The 23,775-nt window shown below is 46.8% G+C and carries 15 protein-coding genes; 5 read left to right on the top strand and 10 right to left on the bottom strand.

Going from position 1 to position 23,775, the window contains the following annotated elements; translation table 11 throughout:
- Positions 1-44: 44 nt before the first annotated feature.
- The 6 genes from ACSFXN_RS01180 to ACSFXN_RS01205 form a co-directional block, all read right to left on the bottom strand.
- Positions 45-1,349 (bottom strand): glycosyltransferase family 39 protein, encoded by a 1,305-nt coding sequence (locus ACSFXN_RS01180; RefSeq protein ID WP_437148378.1) that lies wholly within the window; start codon positions 1,347-1,349, stop codon positions 45-47.
- A gap of 31 nt (positions 1,350-1,380) precedes the next feature.
- Positions 1,381-1,746: an EamA family transporter gene (locus ACSFXN_RS01185; protein WP_437148380.1), complete on the bottom strand. Its 366-nt coding sequence runs from the start codon at positions 1,744-1,746 to the stop codon at positions 1,381-1,383.
- Positions 1,736-2,107, bottom strand: coding sequence for a DUF2304 domain-containing protein (locus ACSFXN_RS01190; protein ID WP_437148381.1), 372 nt, complete (start codon positions 2,105-2,107; stop codon positions 1,736-1,738). The genes ACSFXN_RS01185 and ACSFXN_RS01190 overlap by 11 nt, the downstream gene beginning before the upstream one ends.
- Positions 2,108-2,117: 10 nt before the next feature.
- Positions 2,118-2,792, bottom strand: coding sequence for a glycosyltransferase family 2 protein (locus ACSFXN_RS01195; protein WP_437149140.1), 675 nt, complete (start codon positions 2,790-2,792; stop codon positions 2,118-2,120).
- 491 nt (positions 2,793-3,283) lie between these two features.
- Entirely contained in the window at positions 3,284-5,248 is a 1,965-nt protein-coding gene (locus ACSFXN_RS01200) for a bifunctional 2',3'-cyclic-nucleotide 2'-phosphodiesterase/3'-nucleotidase (protein ID WP_437148382.1), read from the bottom strand.
- A gap of 458 nt (positions 5,249-5,706) precedes the next feature.
- Entirely contained in the window at positions 5,707-8,763 is a 3,057-nt protein-coding gene (locus ACSFXN_RS01205; RefSeq protein WP_437148383.1) for a S8 family serine peptidase, read from the bottom strand.
- 595 nt (positions 8,764-9,358) lie between these two features.
- Between ACSFXN_RS01205 and ACSFXN_RS01210 the strand changes: the two genes are divergently transcribed.
- Positions 9,359-9,718 carry a MarR family transcriptional regulator gene (locus tag ACSFXN_RS01210; RefSeq protein ID WP_437148384.1) on the top strand — a complete coding sequence of 120 codons (360 nt, stop codon included), beginning with the start codon at positions 9,359-9,361 and terminating at the stop codon, positions 9,716-9,718.
- Between the two features lie 48 nt (positions 9,719-9,766).
- On the opposite strand, the gene ACSFXN_RS01215 is transcribed toward ACSFXN_RS01210, so the two are convergent.
- Positions 9,767-13,471, bottom strand: a complete 3,705-nt coding sequence (locus tag ACSFXN_RS01215; RefSeq protein WP_437148385.1) for a S8 family serine peptidase — start codon at positions 13,469-13,471, stop codon at positions 9,767-9,769.
- Between the two features lie 164 nt (positions 13,472-13,635).
- Positions 13,636-14,655 carry an acyltransferase gene (locus ACSFXN_RS01220; protein WP_437148386.1) on the bottom strand — a complete coding sequence of 340 codons (1,020 nt, stop codon included), beginning with the start codon at positions 14,653-14,655 and terminating at the stop codon, positions 13,636-13,638.
- Positions 14,656-15,544: 889 nt separating this feature from the next.
- Between ACSFXN_RS01220 and ACSFXN_RS01225 the strand changes: the two genes are divergently transcribed.
- The 3 genes from ACSFXN_RS01225 to ACSFXN_RS01235 are packed head-to-tail and all read left to right on the top strand — an operon-like array spanning position 15,545 to position 18,889.
- Positions 15,545-17,092: an adhesive domain-containing protein gene (locus ACSFXN_RS01225; RefSeq protein WP_437148387.1), complete on the top strand. Its 1,548-nt coding sequence runs from the start codon at positions 15,545-15,547 to the stop codon at positions 17,090-17,092.
- Between the two features lie 40 nt (positions 17,093-17,132).
- Positions 17,133-17,843, top strand: coding sequence for a WxL domain-containing protein (locus ACSFXN_RS01230; protein WP_437148388.1), 711 nt, complete (start codon positions 17,133-17,135; stop codon positions 17,841-17,843).
- Positions 17,844-17,881: 38 nt separating this feature from the next.
- The gene (locus tag ACSFXN_RS01235) at positions 17,882-18,889 is read left to right on the top strand and encodes a DUF916 and DUF3324 domain-containing protein (RefSeq protein WP_437148389.1); all 1,008 of its coding nucleotides are present in this window, start codon (positions 17,882-17,884) and stop codon (positions 18,887-18,889) included.
- Between the two features lie 168 nt (positions 18,890-19,057).
- Here the strand turns inward: ACSFXN_RS01235 and ACSFXN_RS01240 are convergent, their stop codons facing one another.
- On the bottom strand, positions 19,058-20,035 hold the full coding sequence (locus ACSFXN_RS01240) for a patatin-like phospholipase family protein (protein ID WP_437148391.1): 978 nt from the start codon (positions 20,033-20,035) through the stop codon (positions 19,058-19,060).
- Positions 20,036-20,672: 637 nt separating this feature from the next.
- Between ACSFXN_RS01240 and ACSFXN_RS01245 the strand changes: the two genes are divergently transcribed.
- A complete protein-coding gene (locus tag ACSFXN_RS01245; protein WP_437148392.1) occupies positions 20,673-21,434 on the top strand; it encodes a C40 family peptidase in 762 nt (253 codons plus the stop codon).
- Positions 21,435-21,736: 302 nt separating this feature from the next.
- Here the strand turns inward: ACSFXN_RS01245 and ACSFXN_RS01250 are convergent, their stop codons facing one another.
- A complete protein-coding gene (locus ACSFXN_RS01250; protein WP_437148394.1) occupies positions 21,737-23,065 on the bottom strand; it encodes a S1C family serine protease in 1,329 nt (442 codons plus the stop codon).
- Positions 23,066-23,775: the final 710 nt, after the last annotated feature.

Raw genomic sequence — 23,775 nt, forward strand, 5'->3', positions numbered from 1 at the left:
AAGGAACCCGTTCTTTCCGGGTTCCTTTTGCATTATGCGTTGTCTCACTCATTAGAAAACGAATTTACTTCGCTCTTTTGGCTTTGAAAGAATTTAACTATTTTCACTACTAATCGATAAAGCACATACACCGCTGTGGAAATCCCGATGAACAAGATGAACATAAGCGGCTGGTTGTATCTCGGAAATGCAAAGAATATCGAATTGAGTCCCAGATTGTAGACAATAATGCTGATCAGCAGCAGGTATTCTTTCCAGCGCCGCCTCACGAAAAGCAGCGCAATCAAAGACCAGAGAGCCCAGTCGACAATATGCTGATGGATGATATTGATCTGCCACTTTGAAAAACCGTAGATTTCTATCCAGTAAAAATGGGTCTCCCATTGTTTAATCGGTTTTAACTTCAAATAAGTTTCCAAAAAAGATTCCTTATCCTCAGCCCACCACATGCTGATCCGTTCTTTAGCGAGTTCATTTTGACCCTGCAATCTATAGTAAGTGTTCTGTCCTTCGTATTGCTCATAATTGCGGTCCATCTCTACTTGGTAGGGGTCTCCGAGCTCTTTTCCAGCTCCCTGATACGTTCCTAGAAGCAATGGATTTCCACCGCCGCCTGTCAGAGGGATGAAGTCTCCGAACTGCACATAATTTCTTGCCCACCATGGCCCCAGTACGATTAACAGCATGATGGCTGCCACACCCAGCTGCTTAAGCCCGATTTTCACCGGGTACTTTTTCAAGATGAAATAAATCAGCAGCAGAACGGGGTACAGTGCGAACGTGGCTTTGAACATAACCACGGCTAAATAAGATGACATCAGGATAAAGAAATATTTCCAGTTGCTTGGTTCATTTGCAAGTTTGATGGAATAGTACAGAAGCAGAAACAAAGCTGCCATGAACGGTGTTTCTGTAATGAATAGATTATCGGTCAGGATTTGTGGGATGAAGATCGCAAGCATCGCCGCAGACAATAACCCGATGAATTTATTACCGATGATTTTCCCGATTTTATAGACCATGAATATATTGAATGTGCCAATCCCTATAAAAATCAATTTCCCCATTAATATGCCAAAGCTGCCTTTGCCGAATAGCAGGAAAATGAATGCTAGAAGAATGGATTGGCCAGGCATAATATGGACTGTTGGCATATCCGGATCATGATAGGTCAGCATGCCGGTGTTGAGCAAGTTGATGGCGCTTTTCACATACCCCTTGTCATCGCTTTGAAGGGATAAATCACTCCCATAAGTTACGATGACACCAAGACGAAGCAAAAATCCAACTGCTAAAATAACAGCGAGCCAGTAATTTGATTTGATTAGAACGAACAGTTTTTTATTCATAGATAAAGTCCTCACACTTTCCTGCTCAAGATTATGCACCCGAAGAAAAACCGATGAATGAAACCCCAATCATGATCAATAGCACGCCGACGATTTTCATCAACGACAGCGGTTCATTGAAGATGAAGAAAGCTCCGAATACCGCAAAAACATAGGCCAGGCTTTGGAGTGGATAGGCTACACTCAAAGGAACACGCGTCAAGATGAAGAGCCAAAGTACAGTAGCAAAGCCGTACATCGTCAATCCCGTTACGATATAGGGCGACACCATCAATTTGATGACTTCGCCTAAGGAACCAAAACTGTTCTCTTTGTTCACCATTCCGAATTTCCATAAAAACTGCCCGGAAACTAGTATCATTGTATTTAATAAGATAAGCAGGTAATTAACTAACATTTTTATCGTCTCTTTTCTCAGCTTCTTTACGCATTTCATCTATAATTTTCATGGAATAGGAAAGCTGTTGTGCAATTTGCTTAATCTGTGTCTGTTGCTTGGTGACAGTCGTCGTCTGAAATACGAGCATTGTCAGGATAATCAGGAATGCCAGCATAAAAATAAGCGATGGCATGTATTCAATTCCTAAAAAATGTGAAACGGAGTTCATTACCGGTAAAAACAAAGCGAGCATCAAACCGCCAAAAGACAGGACTAACCAAATGAGCGCCTGCTGATCCTGCAGTTTGTTTTTGGATGTATAAAAAAGCACTTGAACTAAAAACAGAATGGCCACTGCAATTGAAATTCCCTGAACCATGAAGCCCCTCCTATAATACTGATCGCACCAATGAAATGTACGTTACTTTAAACATGTAGTAAATTGATTTTTTTGGAGTAATGGACGACTTCCCGCCTTGGCGCTGATTCATTTCCACTTTTATTTCTTTGATTTTGTAATTCTTTCTCGATAAGTTTACCAGCACTTCCACTTCCGGATAATCTGTTGGGTAATACTTGCTGAATGATTCAATGATTTTCCGGTTGACGATGCGATACCCCGAAGTCGGGTCCGTGATTTTCATCCTTGTTAACAGATGGATGAAACGGTAAAAGTAATAAATGCCAATCCGGCGCGGCAAACTGCCTTTATAGGCACTTTGTTCGACGAACCGCGAACCGATGACCATGTCATAATCTGTTTCTATGATTTCATCTATGAGATTTTTCAAGTCTGAAGGATTATGCTGGCCATCCGCATCCAGTTGGATTGCATAGTCATACCCGTGGTCACGGGCATACCGGTAACCCGTCTGCATCGCTCCGCCAATTCCAAGATTGATCGGTAAATCGATATGATGAAAACCATGCTCATCAAGTAAATCCCGGGTTCTGTCAGTCGAGCCGTCATTGACGACGATATAGTCAATTTGAGAAACCGCCTTAATGCTTTCCACAGTCTGGACAATCGAATCTTCTTCGTTATATGCCGGAATAATTACCATCACTTTTACGGACAAAGCTAAACCTCCTATCAGAATTATGAGTCTCTATAACTTATTTATCATACAGAGCGATGTCATTAAAGTCAATATTTGTTAATAAAATGGTTCTTGTTTTTTGATTCATTTGTCTCTTTCGAGCTTTCTTGTTTGTGACTTTGAAACTGGATAGAGAGAAAATAATGATGATAAAGCTTGTTTAGTGAGAAAAACACCATTTGGGAATTGATTATAAATGGTAATGACAGCAAGTTTAAATGAGTGTTAAAGTTTATACAGTCCTAAACCTTATTCCTTCAAATTATACTTGCAGTAAGTTAATTCTATCCTTACTCCATTATACTAGTTTTTGGAAAGTATGAGGTTTTTTATGCTTAATTTTACAAGTTCTTATAACTGGACTTTGGTATAAGCCGTCCATTTGTTTCTTTGAACGTGCTTTCCAGAAGAAAAAGGCATTTACACTGGTCGTAAATGCCTTTTTCTTATTGGTTTTATTTCAAGTCGATGCCGTATTTGGCAAAGCCGTCTGTGCCGGCACCGATATAAGTGATGCCGCTGTCAGCCGGTATCCCTTTCTGTGCTGCCGGTGACGATTCGAAAGTAATATTCAAATCGCCTGCTACCGGGGCAAAATCCCAGTTGCCGTCTGCAGACGGATTGATGGTTTTTTCCTGCACCATGTAGTCAATGATCGCTTGGCGGTTTTCGTAAGCAAAGTCGATTTTCTCACTGGCGTTGACGACGCCCGGGAATGTGCCGCTTGCACGGTAGTTATTTGTTGCGACCAGGAATTCCTGAGCCGGGTCGATTGGCGCACCGTTGAAGCTCAAGTTTTTAACGCGGCTGGCGCTTGCGTTCACGAGTTTGCCGTTGACATCATATTTCGCCGGCTGAGTAACGTCGATTTCATACTCAACGCCGTCGATGACGTCGAAGTTGTAGGTGCGGTAATCGGTGTTGATCAATGGCTGCTCCCCAGTTGCTGCTGCATTGACTTGCTTGAATTGCCCTGCAGACATTTCAAGCCACTCTTTGACATCAGCGCCTGTCATCTTCAACGCAAAGACGGTGTTGTCGAAGACATACAAGTCCGCTACGTTTTTGATGGCGATTGTGCCTTTGTCGATATTGGTGTAATAATTGCTGTCGCCGCGGGTTCCGGCTTTGAACGGCGCTGCCGCTGACAAGATCGGCAAGTCAGCATTGGCTGTGCCCGCTACTTTGTTTTTCACGTACCACGTTTGGGCATTGTTGACGATTTGGACAGATGGATCGTCTTTTACTAATGAGAAGTAGGAATTGATCGGAGCAGGCGTTTCAGCCACTGGCTGTCGGACATACTCGATTGTCGCTTCGTGCGCTTCTTTTACCGCTTCGACGACTTCTTCAGAGACTTCATCTGTTTTCGCATCAATGGCGCGAAGTGCCGCTTTTTCTTTGATGACTTTCCAGTCCTGGCCGTGTGGCGCCAGCTGCAAATCAATGACACCTAAATGGCTGCCGAATTTGCCAGGCATGACGACCGGAGTGCCGTTAATGGTTCCTTGTTCTTGATCTACATTTGGAAGGTCTTTATAAGCACCCGGGAATTGTGCATGGTTATGGCCGGTGATGATGGCATCGATGCCTTTCAGTGCAGACAGCTGATAGGTGATGTCTTCTTCGCCGACTTCATGCACCGCGTCGCCCATGCCGGAGTGGGACAGCACGACGATGATATCAGCACCGTCTTTTTCCATTTTCGGCAGGAATTTTTCTACAGTCTGCACCGCATCTTCCGCGTATACTTTTCCTTCAAGATGCGCACGGTCCCATTTCATGATATGCGGAGCCACTACGCCGATGACGCCCACTTGGACGGTCACTTTTTTGCCGCGGCCGTCGACGACTTCTTTGTCGATGATTTCATAAGGCGTAAAGCGGTTTTGCTTCGTTTTCGCGTCGTAGACGTTGGCGTTCAGCACCGGGAATTCAGCGTCGTCCATGACTTCATCTAAATAGTCAAGGCCGTAGTTGAATTCGTGGTTCCCTAATGTCGTGCCGTCAAAATCGAGTGCTTCAAGCGCTGCGTATGCCGGATGCTTTTCGCCATCTTCAAGCGGATCGACATTCGCCGAATAGCTGCCAAGCGGCGTGCCTTGGATCAAGTCGCCGTTGTCGAACAGCAGCGTGTTCTGGTTTTCTTTGCGTGCCTGTTCGATCAAGACGCCGGTTTTGGCAAGTCCTAAACTATTTGAAATTTTATCTTGGTAATAATCGTAATTGACAAAATTGGTATGCAAATCGGAGGTACCTAAAATGCGGAGCGAAACTTCCTTCTTTTCCTGGCCTTTGTTTTGCTCTACCGCTTTGGCGCTGACTTCGTTTGCCGCTTCCGCAGGTATAGCAGTTGATAAACCGCTTGCAGTTAATACAAGTGCCGCCAGTGTCATTGCCGCTTTGTTGTTAATTGGCATTTTTCCATCTCCTCTTATCAGTATTAGCCCAACATTTTCATTATAATGGGGAAAACCAGGAATTGTATGAGCTTTCTGAATTATTATTATTTAGCGTTATTAGTAAATTTATATCATATATGTCTTTCTTAGTGGAAGGAGGAATGGGAAATGTTCTTGTAAAAGTTTTAGGGGTTTTTTCGCTTTTCGCCGGGGCGAAAAGCATCCAGTTTGGCATTGGGAGAGTTATTTAGAATGTGATGGAGGCTGACTGGATTGATGAATTGCAACCTTTTCGGGGTGAGTTGCGACGAATCGGGTGCGAGTTACGACCAATGCGGCTTGAGTTGCAACCAATTGCTCGTGAGTTACAACCTCGCGCATGGGAAATCCCCTTTTTGGTCGCTGTCCCTTAATATTGCTTTTCCCATACAAAAGAGTGCAGGATTTATTCCTGCACTCTTTTTTCATTCCATTATCTACTTGATTGTTTTCTGGCCTTTATTACCAGCGGCGTCCGTTACGATGACTTTTACAGAGTCGGTTTGTGCGTTGAAGCCTTTAACGGTGACGTTGAATCCACCTTTTTGGTCCAGATTGAACGGCACGGCTTTTTGCGCTTTGCCGCTCCGGGTGATGACGTACGACGCTTTCAATTTGGTGTTCAAATCATAATTTACTCCGGCGCCGTATTTTTCAAGCTCGGCGTTATAGTCGATGTACTTGTCTGTAACCTTTCCGGTCAGCTTCCCTTCTTTGATGGAGCCGCTGATTGCCGGTGCGGTTGTTTTCACAAAGACCGGGAAGATGATTTCTTGTATGAACCCAGGATTTCCCGATGCCGGAGTGGCTGAGAAATTGAATTGGTACAAGCCGTCCTTAAGCGTCGTGAGTGGCCCTCCGTACCACGGGCGGTATTTTCCATTGAACGCAATCTCATTTTTCCCGGCTTTCATCGAAGCCGCTAAGCGGATATGGCCCATATATGTGTCTTCAAAAATATTTGGGTCGGGTTGGATCAAGTTATAGATTTCCAAGGAATTTTGCGCCAGATTTCCGGTCACTGTAAAGCTGACGACCGCTTTGTCGTTGATGCCATCTCCGTTAAATGACAGATCCGCTTCGGAAATTTGCAAGGACTGAAGTTCAACTATCGGGACCCCGCTCAAATCAGCTGCAAACGGCAACGCCATCGTTGTGGTGCCATTCGAGATGCGGATATAGCCGATGATTTCATCTCCCACTGCGGCATTGGCATTCTTGGAAGCAGTCAATGTGACATTCAGCAGCTGTTCGCCGGCCAGTGTGAATGCCGGTTTATCAACGGTCACTTTGGCATTGCCCGCTGTTTTCTTCACATCAATGGTGACTTTGTAATTGCCGCCTTTGCCGGTGATGTCTTTTACCCGGATTTTCTTGGAGACGGAAATGTTCTTTTCTTTGACGGGCTGCGTGCCGAACGTGACCGAGCCTTTGATGTTGTCAACTTGAGTTCCGCTTTGGTTCTGCACAGCTTTGTCCTGCACATAGGCGAGTGCAGCCGGATGGGCGGCATTATAAGCTTGGACGCGGCCGGAGCCTTGTGCAAACACGTCGTATTTCTTAGTATCCAGTAATTTCGCGGTATTGGACAAAGCGACTTTGAAATCGGACGCTGTCCAGTCCGGATGCGCTTGTTTCATCAGGGCAACGATTCCCGTGACGTGCGGCGCCGACATGGAAGTCCCTGAGTTGCGGATATAGGCGTCACTGTAATTGGCTTTCGGGAAATCCGATTTATACATCGGGATAGCGGACAGGATGTTCATGCCCGGTGCAATAATATCCGGCTTGATGTCATAGTTCGGCGTTGTCGGTCCGCTCGAGCTGGTTTCGGAAATCACATCGCCGGCTGTTGCGGTCTTGGTGAAGTTCCCGAAGGATACGGTTCCCGGCGCTTTTGCCAAGGCCAAGCGCAATGCTTCCCCGTCTGTCCGGGACAAGTCGAACGCCGGGATAAAGTCCGGCGAGTCGCCGAAGAATACGCCGGACGGTCCCGGGGCTTCTTCTGTGTTCCGGACGTTATGGATTAGAATGGCCGCTGCCCCTTTTTGTTTGGCGATCCGGATTTTATCGGTGTATTCGTTTTTGCCCCGGGCGACGAGCACCACTTTGCCTTTTACATCAAGGCCTTCATAGTCCGCTGCTTTGCCTGCTTCCGGGACAGCGACTACCGGCAGCGATCCTGCCAGCTGTTTGGCTGGATCTTTGTTGATCGTTGTGGCCATCAAATTATGGGCTTTCGTCAGCTTAAAGCTGCCTGCTGTTGCATTGATCGTCCCTTTATGCCGCTCTTCCGGCAAAGTGGAATTGCCGACCGCGATGCCGAGCCGCGAAGTGGCCGGCGTTCCGACCGACCCGCGGTATAATCCGTTATTCCCCGCTGCCGCCACTGCGGTTGTTCCGCTCAGCACAGCATTGTTCAGCGCAAAAGCCATCGCTTCCGATTCTGAGGTATTGAACCCGTTAAGCGATAAATTGATGACGTCCATATCCTGGATCACCGCTTCTTCGATTCCGGCAATCACTTGGGAAATATCCCCGGCGCCGTAAGCTCCAAGGACGCGGTACATATAGAGGTCCACTTTTGGTGCAATCCCTTTGAAACCGAAATCATTGGCACCAGTCGCAGCGATGATTCCTGCTACATGCGTTCCGTGAGACGTAGCGAATTTATTGCCATATGGATCTACTGGCAGCTGATTTGCCGGGCGCTCCGATGGCTTGGTTTCAGACGGGTCATCTTTGGCCCGTGGCTTCGCATACTGGCTGGAATTCGGCACAAAGTTTTTTCCGCCCTTATAGACTGTTTTGAATTCCGGGTGGTCCCGGTCAATCCCTGTGTCGAGGACCGCTACTTTGACCCCTTTCCCTTCAATTCCTTCCGCCCACAGTTTATCGACTCCGAGAAACGAAGAGCTTGAGCTGAGAGATGCCTGCGCCTGCTTTTTCGGAACAACTGGAATGACTTGCACGCGGACGTCCGGTTCAATCAAGATGACGCCTTTGATTGCCAGCAGTTTTTTTAGATCTCCGGCTTTTACTTTTGCTGAAAAGCCGTTCAGGACGGTGTTATACGAATACCCTTCCTTCACCGAGAGCTGCTGGGACTGGATCTGCGTTTTCACGGCTGTTTGCTGGGCAACGACTGCCGCTTTCACTGCGCCGACTTCCGCCCGGGTTATGGTTTTCCCTGCTGAAGCCTGGATCCCCTGTTCGAGGGCTACTGGCCGCTGGGAAAGGTGGACGATGACCTTGACTTGTTTATCACTTGGCAAACCCTGCAAGTCTTTATGGAGAGTCGGGCCTCTTTCGAGCAATCTCGCCTGTTCGGCGATGGCCGACTGCATCTGCAGCTGGCTTTCTGATTGCGGTGCTGATTTAGATGGACTGTTGGCTGCAGCTGGTGTTGCGGCCGGATACGGGAACAGCAAGGTAAGAATCATGATAAGTGCCACTATGCTGCTGAAGACTTTCCAAAACGTCTGTTTTTCCAAAATCAACTTCCCCCTTCGAATTGTTATGTATTATCTGAAATCTTAAACAATTCAATTCTATCACGTTTTTTTATTAGTTTGATGGTTTTTTAATAAATAATTACCAATTTTATTTTTGTGGTTTCCAAAGATGGATTTTGGTGAGGGATTGTTGCTTGGTTATATGAGTGTGTCAAAAATTTTCAGCTGTAGATATTCCGCAAAACAGCTGCGCTTGCCGCGGGCGAGCGCCAAGCCTCCTCAGCCGCTGCGCGTCTTGCGGGGTCTCGGCTGTCTCGCTTTCCCGCAGGCGTCTCCGCTGTTTTGCTCCATATCTAAGTAGTTAATAATCAATGAGCTATATAAGTGAAAAGTTCTCTTATCGAAAGCTTATCTAGCGTAGGCGCGTCCAAGGGCGAGACGAAGCGATGAGACGAGTGTTCTTCTCGGCTCATCGCGGGAGTCCTGCCCAAAGCGTCCGAAGCGATTTATAAAAGGACAAATCTTTTGTTCCCTTAATGTTTATAGAAAAATTTCTGTATATTCTATTTTCTCTATTGATTAAATATATATTTAATGTAAAATTTTAGTTAAAAACAAAAACAGGAGTGGAGAAATGGGCGCGTGGGGTACGGGGATATTTGATGATGATACGACTTGTGATGTGAAGGATGGCTTTATTGATTATATAGAAGAAGGGTTGTCGTCTAAAAAAGCGACGACGATCATTCTGGATGAGTATTTGGAGGAGTTCCATCCCGAGGAAGATTTTGAAGTGATGTCACTGGTGTATATCGGACTGGCGGCTGTGCAGCTGGAAAACAATTGCCTGGAAGAAGAGGTGCGCCATTTAGCGATCCAGTCGATCGAGCGTGGGGCGGATCTGGAGCTTTGGGAAGAAGCCGGTGAAGATGATTATCTGGCGCGGAAAAAAGAGTTGGAAGCGTTGAAGCAGAAATTGCTTGAAGTTGGATGATATATAAAGACGTTCCATCAGCCCGAGCTGATGGAACGTCTTTTTGGCTTAAGGTGCTTGTTTAATGATGGTGAAAGTGATTTGTGACCGGTTCCCTGTTAAGTCTTCGGCGACTAGCGTGAAATTATTGGGTCCTGTTGCCGGCACTTCGATTGTTTCAGTAATGTTTTCATTGAAATCGACCTGATCGTTCCGGCTTATCGGGTGGGCGTAGATTTCACTGTCGAATAAATAGACACGGATCTGGTCGAAGTTGTCTTTGATATTGAAGGTGATTTCCGCTTCGTCTTCATCCGCCGCAATCGTTTCCGGCACATCGATCAATTCAATGGCAGGAACGGTCGTGTCGACGAAGATCCGGCGGCGGATTTCCATGTCGTTGCCGAATTCATCGACCGCTTTTATGGTGACGTGCTGGGTGCCGTCTTCAAATGTCAATGTGTGTTTGAACGCCGTGCCGTTGAATTCTCTCGGCACTTGGCCATTGATGGTGAGCGACGTCACTTTCGATGCGTCTTCCACCCGCCCTGTCACTTCGACGGTTTTGGTTTTATGCGTCGACAGCACGGCTGGTGCATCGATGTAAATGACTGGTTTGTCCGTTTCTGCCGCCGGTGCCACTGTTGTGCTTGTTGGCAGCGCCACTTCGGTTTTATTGCCAGCGGTGTCGTAGAACACGGCTTTCAGCTTGTCGGTCGGCTTGAGTTCAGCAGCGACGGTGTAAGTGGCCACGCTTGGCGCCAGCGATTCGTCTGCAGGAGTTGCAGTGTTTTCCGTCAGTTCGGTGTTATTCAAGAACACTTCCCAGCGGTCTGCTCCCCCGCCTCCCGGATTATCCGTGAAGCCGGCCACTTGAATGGTTTTGGTTTGTGCATTGAATGTCACCGTTGCCACTGGTTTTACGGTATCGACGATGATCGGGAAATCGATCGATTGCCATTCAGCGTCCGTATAATCGATGACTGCCCGCAACTGGATGCGGTATTTGCCGTCTGCCGCTTTTTTGCCAAGGATGTTGCCGTCCCAGGCATACAGCGGATTCAGCACGTACGGCAGGTCGGGTGCGGTCGCTGAGAAGTTCTTGCGCAATTCTTCGTCGGAGCGAATCGTCCGCAGCTTTTCGCCTGCTTCGTTCAGGATATTCACTTCAAACTGCTTGGCGTTCCGCAGCAATGAAAAGACCGGAATGACAGCATCCAGCACGCCGTCCCCGTTCGGTGAAAAGGCGAAGCGTCCGGGTTCGTAGCCGGTCGAATGGCTGTTGCCGTTGATGATTTTGCCGGTCGGGTCAGCGAGCAGCGTAAAACCATAGAACGTGTTCGGATCCCAGGCGAAGCGGTCAAAGATGCGGGCGTCGTCCCAATCGCCGCTAAAGCCGAAATATGGAACGGCGAGCGCGGTATTGCCCGTCACTTCTTCATTGCCATCGGTCAAGGTAATAAAGCCGTCAACGAAGAAGCCGTTGGTGAAATTGCTTTGGAGCTGTTCGCTTGCTCCTGAAACATCCACGGTCACCGGAATATCGACGGTTCCGTTAGCGGGAACGGTGATGGTGGCCGGTGCATCGATTTCTGCGTCTCCCGTGATATTGAGTGAGCCGAGTTCGTTCGGCGACGTGACGACTTTGCCGCTGGCATTGGTCACGGCGTCGACTTGGACATTGACGGTGACGTTAAACTCAGCCGCTTGATCCGATGTGTTTTGAGCGGTCAGCGTCATGCCGAATTGGTTGCCGGCAATTTCCTTCAAGGCCACGTATCCGTTCCCTGTTTCTTTATCAGTCACGAGCACGCGGGTTGAAAGTGCATCGTGGAGCTGCATGAGTCCCGCTCCTTGGCGTCTTGGCGACACGAACTGGCCTTGTGAGAACACTACCGGATTGGCGGTATTCATCATCAGCGTTTTCGCCAGCTGCACGCGGTCGCGGCCGGTGAGTTCCTGTTCTTCAATGCGCTGGAACAATAGCGCCGCTCCACCGGCCACATGCGGAGAAGCCATTGACGTGCCGCTCATCAAGCCGTATTCGTTGTTGTTGAGAGTCGAGAAAATATTGCCGCCGGGTGCTGTGACTTCCGGTTTGAAATCGAGGTTCGGCGTCGGCCCCCAGGAAGTGAAGGCGCTCATTTTGCCGGCCGTTTCACTCGGCACTTCAAAATACTGGCCGTCGAATGTGACGGTCACTTGCTGTTTCGCATCCAGCCCTGCTTTCATCGCCAGGCCGACGGATTGCAGCGTTGACATATATGGAATCTTGATGGCCGGGTCGGACTGCATGGCGACCGTGCCTGTCGTGTTGTTGTAGATGATGACGGCGACGGCGCCCGCTTTCTGGGCATTCAAGCCTTTTTCAACGAACGTGATGCCGCCTCGGGCTATCAGTGCCACTTTGCCTTTGAAATCTTTCCCTGTAAAATCAGCAGGCGTTCCGAGCCCGGCATCCATTACCGGATAGGTATCCTGCGGCAGCTCGGTCGGATCGGCGTTATTTCCCAGGAAATAAATGCCGCGCTGGGCTTCTTGTGCTGCGACCTTATAAGCAAAGCTTTTGGCGGTGATGACGTCGTTTTCAAAAGACGCCACACCAAAAGAATCGGGTGATACACTCGGTGAGCCGGTCAATCCGTAATCCTGGTTTTCCGCCAGCGGATTGAAATGGCCGGAGCCGAACAGATTCGAGTTGCCGGCTGAAATGGCAACAAGGATGCCGTTATTGGTCGCGCGCTCTACGGCTTGCTGTTCCGGGTCCGTCGAATCGACGAATCCGGCAGTGGCCCCGATTGATAAATTGAGGACGTCTGCGCCCAATTTAATGGCATCGTCCATCGCTTTGATGTAAATGTCGCTGTACGTTGATTCGTATAAGGGGTCGTTGCTGAACACTTTCAAGGCCAATAGCTGCGTTTCCGGTGCTACGCCCCGGATGCCGCCGTCTTCTTCGTTGCCGTTTGCGCCGACGGTTCCGGCGACGTGCATGCCGTGCATCGAGGCGTCCGGCCGGATATCGCGGACTTCGTTATTAGCGTCCATATAATTGAAGCCAAACGGCACTTTCGCGGAGAAGTACTGGCCGTTCGGGACCGAGCCGTCCGCCCGCAAGGCATCGACTTCCGCTTTGGTGATTTCACCGGTTGAGTTGTCGGTCAACACCATGTCTTTATGATTCGGGTCAATGCCGGTGTCTATGATGCCGACAACCGTCCCTTCCCCTTTAAAGCCGTAGTCGTTCCAGACGCGCTGTGCCTGGACCAGTTCTTTTGAATGCTTCAGTTCCGGCTTAACTTCCGGCCGCTGGTACTCGGTCGCTTCATAGACCGCTTTAACGCCGGCTTGATCACCGATTTTCGCTACTTGGCCTGCTGGGACAGTGGCGGAAAAGCCGTTGAATACTGTCGTAAAACTTTGCAGGTACTTGATATTCGGTGCCACATCGCTGACGGAGGCTTTTACCGACTTTTGCTGGGCTGCAACAGCGGCTTCCAAGGTTTCTTTTGTGGCATCCGGCAATTCACTGTAGAGGATGCCTTTGTCCGTGGCGCTTTCGATGGCCGGTTCTTTTTTAAGTTCCACGATGATGCGGACTTCTTTTTTCGGCTGCTGCGGCTTCAATAATTGCTGCGGGACGGTAGCTGCTTTGCCGGAACCCGGGACGCTGGCGTTCTCGCTGCTGGCGGATTGTGCAGTACCGAATGCCAGTGAGCTGAATACCAAGGCGGCGATTAAAAAGATCATGAATAAGGCCTTCCTGTTCTTCAAGGTTTTTCCTCCTCTAGAATAATAGTAAATTTTATTGAACATTCATAATTTATTGATAACTATAATTTACCATAGTTTTTCATTTTTGAGGGGAGAAAACCGTGTCGATTTGGTTTTATTTTTTGGAAGCAATAAAAAAACGTCCACCAAAGAGGCGAACGGTTTTAAGGGACGATGTGTTTGACGCCCGGTATTTTTTGAAACAGCAAAATGATGGCAAATGACAGGAAGAAAATCAAGATCCATACCAGCGGGATGCCGATGATCGGCGTTCCGGTCATTTCATTGATTCCAAAGATTTTGTGGAGATAGGTCTGGATGAGCGGATGGATCACATAGATGCCGAGCGTCGCGGTGCTCATCCGGGTGATCCAGCGGTTCGGTTTGATTTTCGCAGCGAGATGCTGGAATCCGATGTAGATGAACAGTGTGATGGCAAGTGCATTCGGCCGGTAATGTTCATAGAAGAAATCGTCGAATTCACCCCGGCTCTCCGTCAGAAGGGTTGTGCCGAAATAGGTGATGAAATAGCCGATGATGGCCAAAAATCCGAGCAGCGGCAGGGTTTTTCTCGACACCGGGTACAAGTACAGGTAAGCCCCCAGCATGAAATAGCCGATATACGGCTCGAACATGCCTGCCGGGATGGCCAGTTCAAACCCGAAGAATTTCGGTGCGAACGGCAAAACGCCGGAATACACGAACCAGAAAATCAGGAAATAGAGAAAGGCTTTTTGCGACAAATGATGGACCAGGATCCGCAAGAAAGGCGCCATCACATACAAGCCGATGATGACGTAAAGGAACCAAAGATGGTAATACACGTCGTCGCTGAGGAACAGCTTAATCATTTCCCAAATCGTATAGGATTCGCCTTTCTCGAAAATATTGTAAGCCGTATACACCCCGCTCCAGAAAATCAGCGGAATGAGCGCTTTTGCCAGCCGCTTTTTCAAAAACCCTCCTACCGGTTCGTCCGGCTTCCGGGTCAGTAGTAATGCCCCGCTCAACATGAAAAAGACCGGCACGCACCAGCGCAGAGCCGAAGCAATCGCATTGGCATATTGCCATTCCCACGCTGTATAGGAGCCGGAGTTGATGATTTTCGACACTACATGAATGCCGACCACTACAAAAATGGAGATTACACGCAGCCAGTCCATGTAGTGAATTCGTTGTGCCATCTGTGTATCTCCTTCCGATGAAAATATATGTATAGGTTTAAGGCTTGGTACCCGCAGCATTATTCCTTTCCCCTCGGAGAGGTGTGGTTAAACCGATTGTTTCGGAGAGTGGTGGACGGGGTGTGCCTTTAGGGGTTAGGGCAATGACCTCTTTTATAGAAGAGATCCTTCTTTTTCGCATTTCGCCTGGGCGAAATGCATCTTTTGGAATATTGGAAGTTATGGGTTACGACCTTTTGGGCGTGAGTTGCGACGAATTGGGCTCGAGTTACAACCTTTTCGGCGTGAGTTACGACCAAATCCCTTTGAGTTGCAACCTCTCCCATGCAGCACCCACTTTTCTTCTTTGATTGTTTTCTTTTTTGCATTCGCCTGGGCGAATGCATCCATGTAAGGACCATGTTTTGAGCCCGTTCAGAGCTGAAGCTTATGGACAGCAATCTGGTTTGGGATTTTTACTTCTTAAAATAGAAATGCATCGGTAAAAGAAGATAAGTTTTCAACTAAGTACTTTTACCTATTTTTTTAAAAAGCTAAGTCTCGAATCTATCCTCATTTTCGCTTAAATCTATCCACCGATAGGTCTAAAGTATTTACCACAGTTTTTTGTTATTTACTCTTCTTTTTCCGCTCATGATTAATAGCAGAATCCTTTATTTAGAAGGATTTTTCAGTCTCCCTTGAAATTCTCTCACTAATTTTAATAGTCTTTTTTACTACTTCTGATTTATTAAATTTAAAATAAGCTCTTTTTTATGATTATATCGAACCGTTTTAACATAAATTTAAACTGTAAATAATTTGATATTCAACGAGTCTCCTGGTACATTAAAACTATACTTCCAAATAAATGGATTTCCCCTGAAAGGTGGATTTAAAGCAACTACTCATGAAAAGACGTTTGAAGTTCACTATTTTAATCACGCTTTTACTGTTTGTTTTTTATGAGCTGCGCGCTCCGTTGCTAGTTGAAGCGATCGGCGACGCAAACAGCGCCTCCGATGAAATGCCGGAAAGCGAGTATGATCTTTCTTCAGTAGAGCCGGATTCCAAAACGCCTGCAGACGAAGTGTCGGAAGCGGAACTACCGGAAGAAGAAGTTCCAGAACTGATTGCTGGAAAACCGGATGAGGACGGGAAGCTTCAGGACGAAACGATCGAACCTGAACCGCTTCCTGAGGAACCTCCGCTTTCTCCGGCAGAGCTGCCAGAAACTCCAGCTCCTGATGAAAACTTAGAAGAACCTGTTTCTTCTGAAAAACCGCCTGAAGAACCTTCGCAGTCTCAGGATGAATTGCCGGAACCTGCACCTCCTGACGAAACGCTAGAAGAACCGGTCCTATCTGAAAAACTGCCGGAGGAGCAAGCATCTGAAAAAGAGCCGATTAGTGCACCGGAAACATTGCCTGCACAAGATGATTTACCGCAACAGGAACTTTTGCCGGAACTTGTTTCTGAACAACCAGAACCTCCTCTTGAAGAGACTATGCCAGTTGAACCTCAAGCTGCCCCACAGCCAAAAGCATCCGGCGGGCTGCTTGATGTGGGTTTATTGACAAATACGACTTTGAAAGCCTCATCGATTGCGCAAACTGATGGCCGGCAGACAGTTAAGCTCAATTACTCAGGGCGCAGTATTTTGAATCTGAACTTACTGGAAAATACATATGTGATTTTCTCGCTGCCTCCGGAATTGGCTGCACTTGCGGATGCTGGCAATATGACTGCCTCTTTCGATGTTCCGCTTGTTAGCTTATTGGGCATTGAAGTTGGCCGTTCGCTTGGAAGTTTCCAGACCGGCGATATTCAGCTCATTGGCAATCAAGTGGTCATCAATACCCGCGGTTTGATTTCTTTAGGGCTAATTTCTACTTACCGCTTTGAACTGGCATTTACTATTGATGCTTTCCCTCCTGCTGCCGAACAGAATGAATACGTATTCTATGCCCAGGCAACTCGGCAGATTGTTGACGTTTCTTTATTAGAACAGAATCTTGCCCGTGGCGTGCTGACAGTTCCAGCGTCCGGGATTCTGGAATTCAAAAGCGTACCAGAGACCATCGCTTTTAAAGAAACCCAGATTGGAAACGGAATGACTACTATAGAAAGAACTCATCCGGAACAAGGCATTATCGTATCAGATACAAGAGGCAACGGCAGCGACTGGATCATTCACGCCCACATCAACCGGCCGCTGACTTCCACTTCTTCTGCCCATGCTTTGCCGGAAGCGCTGAAGTTTATCGATTCCAGCGGCCATGCACGGCCGTTGAATGACGCTGCTTTGGAAGTCCATCACGGCATTACTGGAACATCAGCGGACACCACAGTTGCCTGGCCCAGAAACCACGGGCTGGTGATTGAGCTGGATACCATGGAAGCGCGCCCGGAAACCTATTCCACAGAAATTACCTGGACACTTGTGGATGCTCCATAAGTTGTCCACCTAAAAATAAATGAAAAGAGGAATATTACTTATGAATCGTTCAAAATTCGCATTTATTGGAACTGCATCATTGCTTTCTTTATCCCTATTAACACCGGCTGTTTTCGCGGAAGGTCCTGCTTCTTCTGAAGCGACGATTACGTTTACCGCTCCTGTTGATGTACCGCCTGTATTAGATCCGGAAAATCCAAATGTTCCACTGGACCCGGAAAACCCCGAGAATCCGGTTGATCCACCAACTGGACAAGTTGGACCGTTGAGCCTGGATTACGTTTCTTCTATTGATTTCGGAAATCAGAAGGTTTCATTAGAAGAAGAGACGTATGAATCTGAATCATTGCGTCCCTTCATCCAAGTGACAGACCGCCGCGGCGGAGGCGGACTCGGCTGGCAAGTGACGGCGAGTGCGACTCCTTTCACTTCAAGCGATAACACATCCGCTTTGAACGGTGCCGAAATCACATTTATGAACCCTGCTGTAGTGGCAGCCAGCACCAATACGTTTGCCGCTCCAACAGCCGAAAATGTGATCAAACTTGCTGCTGACGGCACGGCTTCCGCGAAAGTTGCAGAAGCGGAAGAAAATACTGGACTGGGCTCATGGCTTGTCCGGTGGTTTGGCACTGCCGAAAACACAAACAATAATGTGACGTTGACGGTTCCTGCCGGGCAAGCTTCAGAAGCTGATTTTTCATCAACGATCACTTGGACGCTGTCCGCGACTCCAACTGACGCTAACTGAGAAATAAAATATTCATTGATCAAAAGGACGGGATTAGCGTGAAAAAATTATTTTGCTTAATGATTGCGCCGCTGTTGTTCTTAGCACTGGGGAGTTCCCCGGCTGCTGCGGACGATGGACAAGTCGGATACAGCGTCGAGCCCCATATTCCAGCCAATCAAATCGATAAAAAGCAGACGTATTTTGATTTATTGATGGAGCCGGGCCAGAAACAGGAACTGACCGTCACTGTCTGGAACAGCACAAATAAAGATATGAAAGTGAAGGCGTCGATCAATAATCCGGTCACCAACCGCAATGGCATCATCGATTACACGAAAATTGATGCGGAAACCGATGAAAGTTTGGCGGTGCCCATTACCAATATTGCTGAGCTGCAAGAAGAATTGGTTACTGTGCCGGCGAACGGCTCAGAAACCGTCACGGTTCTCCTTAAGATGCCAGACGAAGCGTTTGACGGAGTGATTCTCGGCGGCCTTTATTTTGAGAAGGTATTAGATGAAGAAACTGAAGACGCAGGAATTCAGATCCAAAACAAATACACTTATGTTGTCGGCTTGATGCTGTCAGAAACAGATAAAGTGATAAAACCGGAACTGGCCTTGAAAACGGTGCAGCCGTCACTCGTCAATTATCGGACGGCTGTCACTGCCAATATCCAGAACAGCACAGCCGCAATCGTCAACGATTTAGAGATTGACGCACGTGTCCTGTCGGAAGACGGCGAAGAATTGGTGTATGTCGAAAAAAGAGATCTCAGCATGGCGCCAAACTCCAATATGGATTTTGTCATCGACTGGGAAAACCGGGAACTCGAGCCTGGGGCATACACTTTGGTGATGGATGGGACGCTGGGTGAAGAGAATTGGATTTGGGAATATCCTTTTGAGATTCCGAAAGAAGAAGCTGAAGAATTGAACGAAGAAGCGGTTGATTTGGTGGAAGGTACTAACGCTTATGTAAATGGCGGTTATTCTTTAGTCATCGTCATCCTGCTTGGCATTATTTTTTGGCTGTTGAGAAGGAGTAAGAAGGCTGTTGAATAGAAGTTTGCGGGTTGCAACCTTTTTGGTGGGAGTTACGACGAATCGGCTTTGAATTACAACCTTTTCAGCACGAGTTACAACCAATTCCCTTTGAGTTACAACTTCTCCCTCTTTAGCAACCAAAGCAAAAGGCATTCGCAGAGAAAAACTGCGAATGCTTTATTTCTGTTATTCCAGCAGCTGCTCGCATAGTTTGTCGAGTTTAAGCTGGTTGTCTCTGTTGCGGATGATGCCGATGCCCAGTGCTTCGAGTTTCTCCATATTAAAAGGATCGGAGTTGTCGATGGGCTCGGTGTCTTTGCCGAGTTCGGTTTGGAAACGGTAATAACGGTCTTCCCCTTTTAGCGGTGTCACAATTTGCTTCAATTGATAGTCAACGGAATCGGAGCTGCCATCCATGATGATGTTCAGCATGCGCCGCGACCAGCCGATATGACCCCAGTGGACCGCTTCTTCGTATGGAATGGGTGCGTTGGCTTCGCCGGTGCCGAGCGATACGACCAGAAAATCAGTTTCTTCTTGAAAAATTGCCTTTGCTTCGGCATAGGCGCACATGGCCGGGTTGTTGGCATAGACGCCGCCGTCGATAAACGCCAGTTCCGGAAGCGTCTCGATTTTTTCAGGTGTAAAGTAAGTCGGTGCCGAGGACGTCGCTCTGGCGACATCTCTCATCAATACATCCATTTGCGTCGGATGCTCTGATTTTACTTGGGCGCTTTTGAAAAAGGCGGGACTGCGCAGCTGGATTTCGTAACTGGGAATCAGGACGTCAGTCAGCGACTCGGAAATCATGGCGTCTTTGAAATACTTTTCCAAGACAAATTCCATGCCGTCATCCGGATATCTTCTATATACATAGCGCCCGCCGGGTATGCGAAACAGAATCGATTTATCGAAAATGATATGGGCATCGTTTTTGAACAGTTTCGCAAGCGTTTTCGCTGTATACCTCGGAATGCGGCTAATCGCATCCCCTTCTTCCGGCACCACGAGCCCAAGCGCCAAAATTCCTCCGGCGGATGTTCCGGCGATCAAATCGAAAAGTTCGCAAATCGGCTTTCCTGTCCGTCTTTCTATTTCCGCACACACAATGGCTGGAATAATGCCCCGAACACCGCCTCCGTCTATGGACAGTATCTTGATCATGCCATTTCCCTCCCACTTCATTTAAATGGAATATTCTGAATAATTTAAGGGTAGTTTATCGAGCTCCATTTGTCAAAAAGAGGCGCTTCTGAAAGCCAATAAAAGCTTGCTGACTACTGGAATTACATTAGAAATATTCTATCGTTATATTAGTGTAGGAAATATACCGATTTAATCAAAATTTTATTTCTTTTGATAATTATATGATAATTCCTCATTTTTAATTAATACCATAATTTGGTTGTAATAATTTCTGAATATTTAGGTATATGCATAAGATTTTTAAACATATTTCCAAGTTTTTTAATGTTCATTTCCAATTTTTATGTCATCCATACAGTTTCTTTAATACCCATAAACAGGTAGTAAATGTCTTTTTAAGTCATAAAAACGTCTGTAATCTAATATAAAACCCGTTTTTCATTAAATTTAAACCTTTTTCTTAAAATCATGTAAACTCCGGAACCCTTGACACTACTGGTTTTATTAACCATAAATATTTTTGTTATACAACTGTAATATAACTGCAATCGAATTGACGTTGTTATTCAACCTTCGACTCTTTATAGTAAGTAACAGATTAAAGAAACAAACAAAATCCTATTTGGGGATAACAAAGGATGTTAGGAGAAAAATAATGAAAAAATTAGTCTTCACTCTTTTCGCAGCTAGTTCATTGATATTTACTAACTCAGCTGTTGATGTCGAGGCAGCATTTAATTCCAACACTATTACTCCAGCCATTGAGTCTTCACATACAGCACAAGTTAACACCGGGGAAGTTGAGCAAGTTGCAGCAGCTAAAGCAACTGTTAAAACTGGCAAATACAAAACAAAACACAACTCTAACATCCGTTTGGATGCAGGCACTAAATATAAAGTGGTAACCGTCGCTAAAAAAGGCGCTACAGTTATTGCAACTCACCAAAAGAAAGTCGGCTCTAAAACTTGGTACAAAGTGAAAGTCAACGGTAAAGCCGGATGGGTTCTTAGCACATTATTGACTCCTGCTTCTACTAAAGTAGTAAAAGCTTCAAACTCAGCTTCATCTTCTGAAGTTGTTTCAATCGCATTGTCTCTTAAAGGAATTCCATATAAATTTGGCGGAACGACTACAAGCGGTTTTGACTGCAGCGGGTTCATCCAATACGTATTCAAAAAAGCCGGCAAGAATGTTTCACGCACAACTGGCACTCAGTTCGCGGAATCTACAACTGTCAGCAATCCAGTACCTGGAGACTTGATCTTCTTCGCTAACACTTACAAAGCTGGAATCTCACATGTTGGGATCTACATCGGCAATGGCCAATTCGTCCATGCCGGCGGATCAAAAGCTGAAGTGAAAAGCGTAAACGACCCTTACTGGGGCAAGAAATTCCATAGCTACAAACGCCTTTAATCAATGAATAAAGCACTTCAGCCCACGGGCTGAAGTGCTTTTTTGTTGTTGATTTTGAAAAATCGGCTATGCCGGGTTTTGTCGAACGCAGATAAATCTCACTGAACGCAGATATAAAATTCTGAGCGCAGATAAAGATTTCTGAGCGCAGATAATTTCAACTGAACGCAGATAAAAGACTGATTGCCAAAAGAACAAGCGCTTTTCGCTGGCGAAAAGCATCAAACCCTCTTTTAAATCCTTTCTTCCTTCATTAAGAGAATAGAAAAAGCCATTTTCGCGAACGAAAATGGCTTGAAACTTTATTTATTGACCATGCTCTTAATCTGATAATCACCGTATTCATCAATTACCACGGTGAAAACGGTTGTTTCGGTTTCACTGAATGTCTCATTGGTTGCTTTGTCGTGGAACAGGTATTCGGCAGTTGCTTCCACTGTTGCTTCTTCTTCACCGATTTCGACGTTCACAATCGATGAGTTGATGGTATCGTAGACTTTATTGGCATCGGTGCGTTCTTTCACGCGCTTTTTGCCTTCCGTTTCCGCTTCGCTTCCTGGCAGCAAGTACGACTCGTAGTACGTCATCTCCGGATCATTCAACGAGTACGGAATCAATTCGTAATAAGCTTGAATAAAGCTTCCGAGCAATTCTTCATCAAAATAAGCGTCTTTGACATCCTGCAGCACGACTTCTTCTTCTTCGTACTCAATCGGATTGGCCACCCATTCATTCAATTGGCCAATCACGGTATGGATCGGGATGGCATAGCCGATTTCCGGACTTTCTTCCAGAATAATCGAATTGATGCCGAGAATCGTTTCTTTTTCCGCATCGATCAACGGGCCGCCGCTGGAACCTTTTTTCAAAGTCGCGGTGCTTTCGATCATGTTGGTGTATTCATAGCCGTCGGAAAAGCTGTTGCCGGTTTCTGTGACTTCCCCTTCAGTTGCAGTATTCGCCTGGTCTTCCGGCGAACCGATTGCGACTACTTTGTCGCCAACTTCAGGAAGTTCAGCAGCCATTGGCATCGGTGTTTTGCCGGCCAGCTCTTTGACCCGCACCAGCGCGATATCCGTTGTTTCCGAGATGCCGATCACATGTCCGTTAAACTCTTGGCCATCGCTGTTTTTAAGCATGACGTACGAGGCGTCTTTCACGACATGGGCATTTGTCAGGATATCGCCTTGTTCGTTAAACAAGAAGCCTGAGCCTTGCTCCAAATCGGTATAAAGCGTATAGACATGCGTCTTGGCATTGGCGATCATCAGCGTCAAATCTTTTTCAGGCGCTTCGACCGGCTTTTCCGGTGTCACGATGATCGTTTCTGACGGTTCTTCTGCTGCCGGTTCTTCTATAGGCTGTTCTTCCCTCGCATCTTCTACTTTGCCTTCTGCCGGCGCTTCCGGTACAGGCGCTTCTTTTGGTTCCGCTTGGAAGCCGCTATAGCTCTTGCCGGCAAATGCTTCTTGTTTGGCGCTTGCCGTCGATGGCGGTGTGTTTTCCTGCGGCGCTATCAATAAATAGCTGCCGATGCCGATTGCAGCCAATAAAATCAGCGACAGCACAGCAATAAAGATCTTTTTCTTTTTTCGTATGTTCATATTGCGATTGGTTATGCGATTATTCATAGATTCAACCCGCTTCTTTAAATTAATGGTATTGATATAGACGCCAAAAGCGCCAAATGGTTACAGCTGATTTTCAACAACTTTGGCATGTTCACTTCACAATCTTTTTACATTATAACAAGTTGAATCAAAAAGGTCTGCTGAAGTGGGTGCCGATGGAGTAGAAAACTCTCAACAGCATTGTTCATTTCGCTCCAGGACGGACGCTTTTCGCGGGGTGCGGCCTGAGCCTCCTCGCTCGCTGGCGAAACCCGTGTGCTCCTGCATCGCTGCGCTAGCTTCGTCGCAAATGAACGGGGCAAATGCTTTTTGCCCCATTCATTCCCTGCGGGGTCTCAGGACTCGCACTATTCCCGCAGAAGTCGCCGCCTTCCGCTACATTCAGCTCTCTTTTGTTACCTTTAGAGATTTTCTGGAATAGGGAGTTGATTCGGAAAGCTCTCGAATGTTTGTACCTGTTCTCCAGATATGAAGTTAAACAGCGGAATATCGATTAAGGGAAAATAATTAATACAGATCTCAACTTTCTCAATAAGCTGAAAAGAGCTTCCGCAAATGCGGAAGCTCTCTTTCTTTCCTATATAAGTGAAAATCTTTATAAACAGCTACGGTTGCTTTGGGTAAGTCTCTCGCAAGAAGCTAGGGCGCACCTTCGCTGGTTATTTCTTAGCAAAAGCGATAATCATTAATCCACTTTGCTGATTTTCACT

Source organism: Planococcus sp. 1R117A, from assembly GCF_051417975.1.
GTDB lineage: Bacteria > Bacillota > Bacilli > Bacillales_A > Planococcaceae > Planococcus > Planococcus shenhongbingii.

Excerpts from the sequence above, each read along its gene's own strand:
- ACSFXN_RS01180 (WP_437148378.1), bottom strand. The coding sequence starts at position 1,349 with ATGAATAAAAAACTGTTCGTTCTAATCAAATCAAATTACTGGCTCGCT.
- ACSFXN_RS01185 (WP_437148380.1), bottom strand. The coding sequence starts at position 1,746 with ATGTTAGTTAATTACCTGCTTATCTTATTAAATACAATGATACTAGTT.
- ACSFXN_RS01190 (WP_437148381.1), bottom strand. The coding sequence starts at position 2,107 with ATGGTTCAGGGAATTTCAATTGCAGTGGCCATTCTGTTTTTAGTTCAA.
- ACSFXN_RS01195 (WP_437149140.1), bottom strand. The coding sequence starts at position 2,792 with ATGGTAATTATTCCGGCATATAACGAAGAAGATTCGATTGTCCAGACT.
- ACSFXN_RS01200 (WP_437148382.1), bottom strand. The coding sequence starts at position 5,248 with ATGCCAATTAACAACAAAGCGGCAATGACACTGGCGGCACTTGTATTA.
- ACSFXN_RS01210 (WP_437148384.1), top strand. The coding sequence starts at position 9,359 with ATGGGCGCGTGGGGTACGGGGATATTTGATGATGATACGACTTGTGAT.
- ACSFXN_RS01220 (WP_437148386.1), bottom strand. The coding sequence starts at position 14,655 with ATGGCACAACGAATTCACTACATGGACTGGCTGCGTGTAATCTCCATT.
- ACSFXN_RS01225 (WP_437148387.1), top strand. The coding sequence starts at position 15,545 with ATGAAAAGACGTTTGAAGTTCACTATTTTAATCACGCTTTTACTGTTT.
- ACSFXN_RS01230 (WP_437148388.1), top strand. The coding sequence starts at position 17,133 with ATGAATCGTTCAAAATTCGCATTTATTGGAACTGCATCATTGCTTTCT.
- ACSFXN_RS01240 (WP_437148391.1), bottom strand. The coding sequence starts at position 20,035 with ATGATCAAGATACTGTCCATAGACGGAGGCGGTGTTCGGGGCATTATT.
- ACSFXN_RS01245 (WP_437148392.1), top strand. The coding sequence starts at position 20,673 with ATGAAAAAATTAGTCTTCACTCTTTTCGCAGCTAGTTCATTGATATTT.
- ACSFXN_RS01250 (WP_437148394.1), bottom strand. The coding sequence starts at position 23,065 with ATGAATAATCGCATAACCAATCGCAATATGAACATACGAAAAAAGAAA.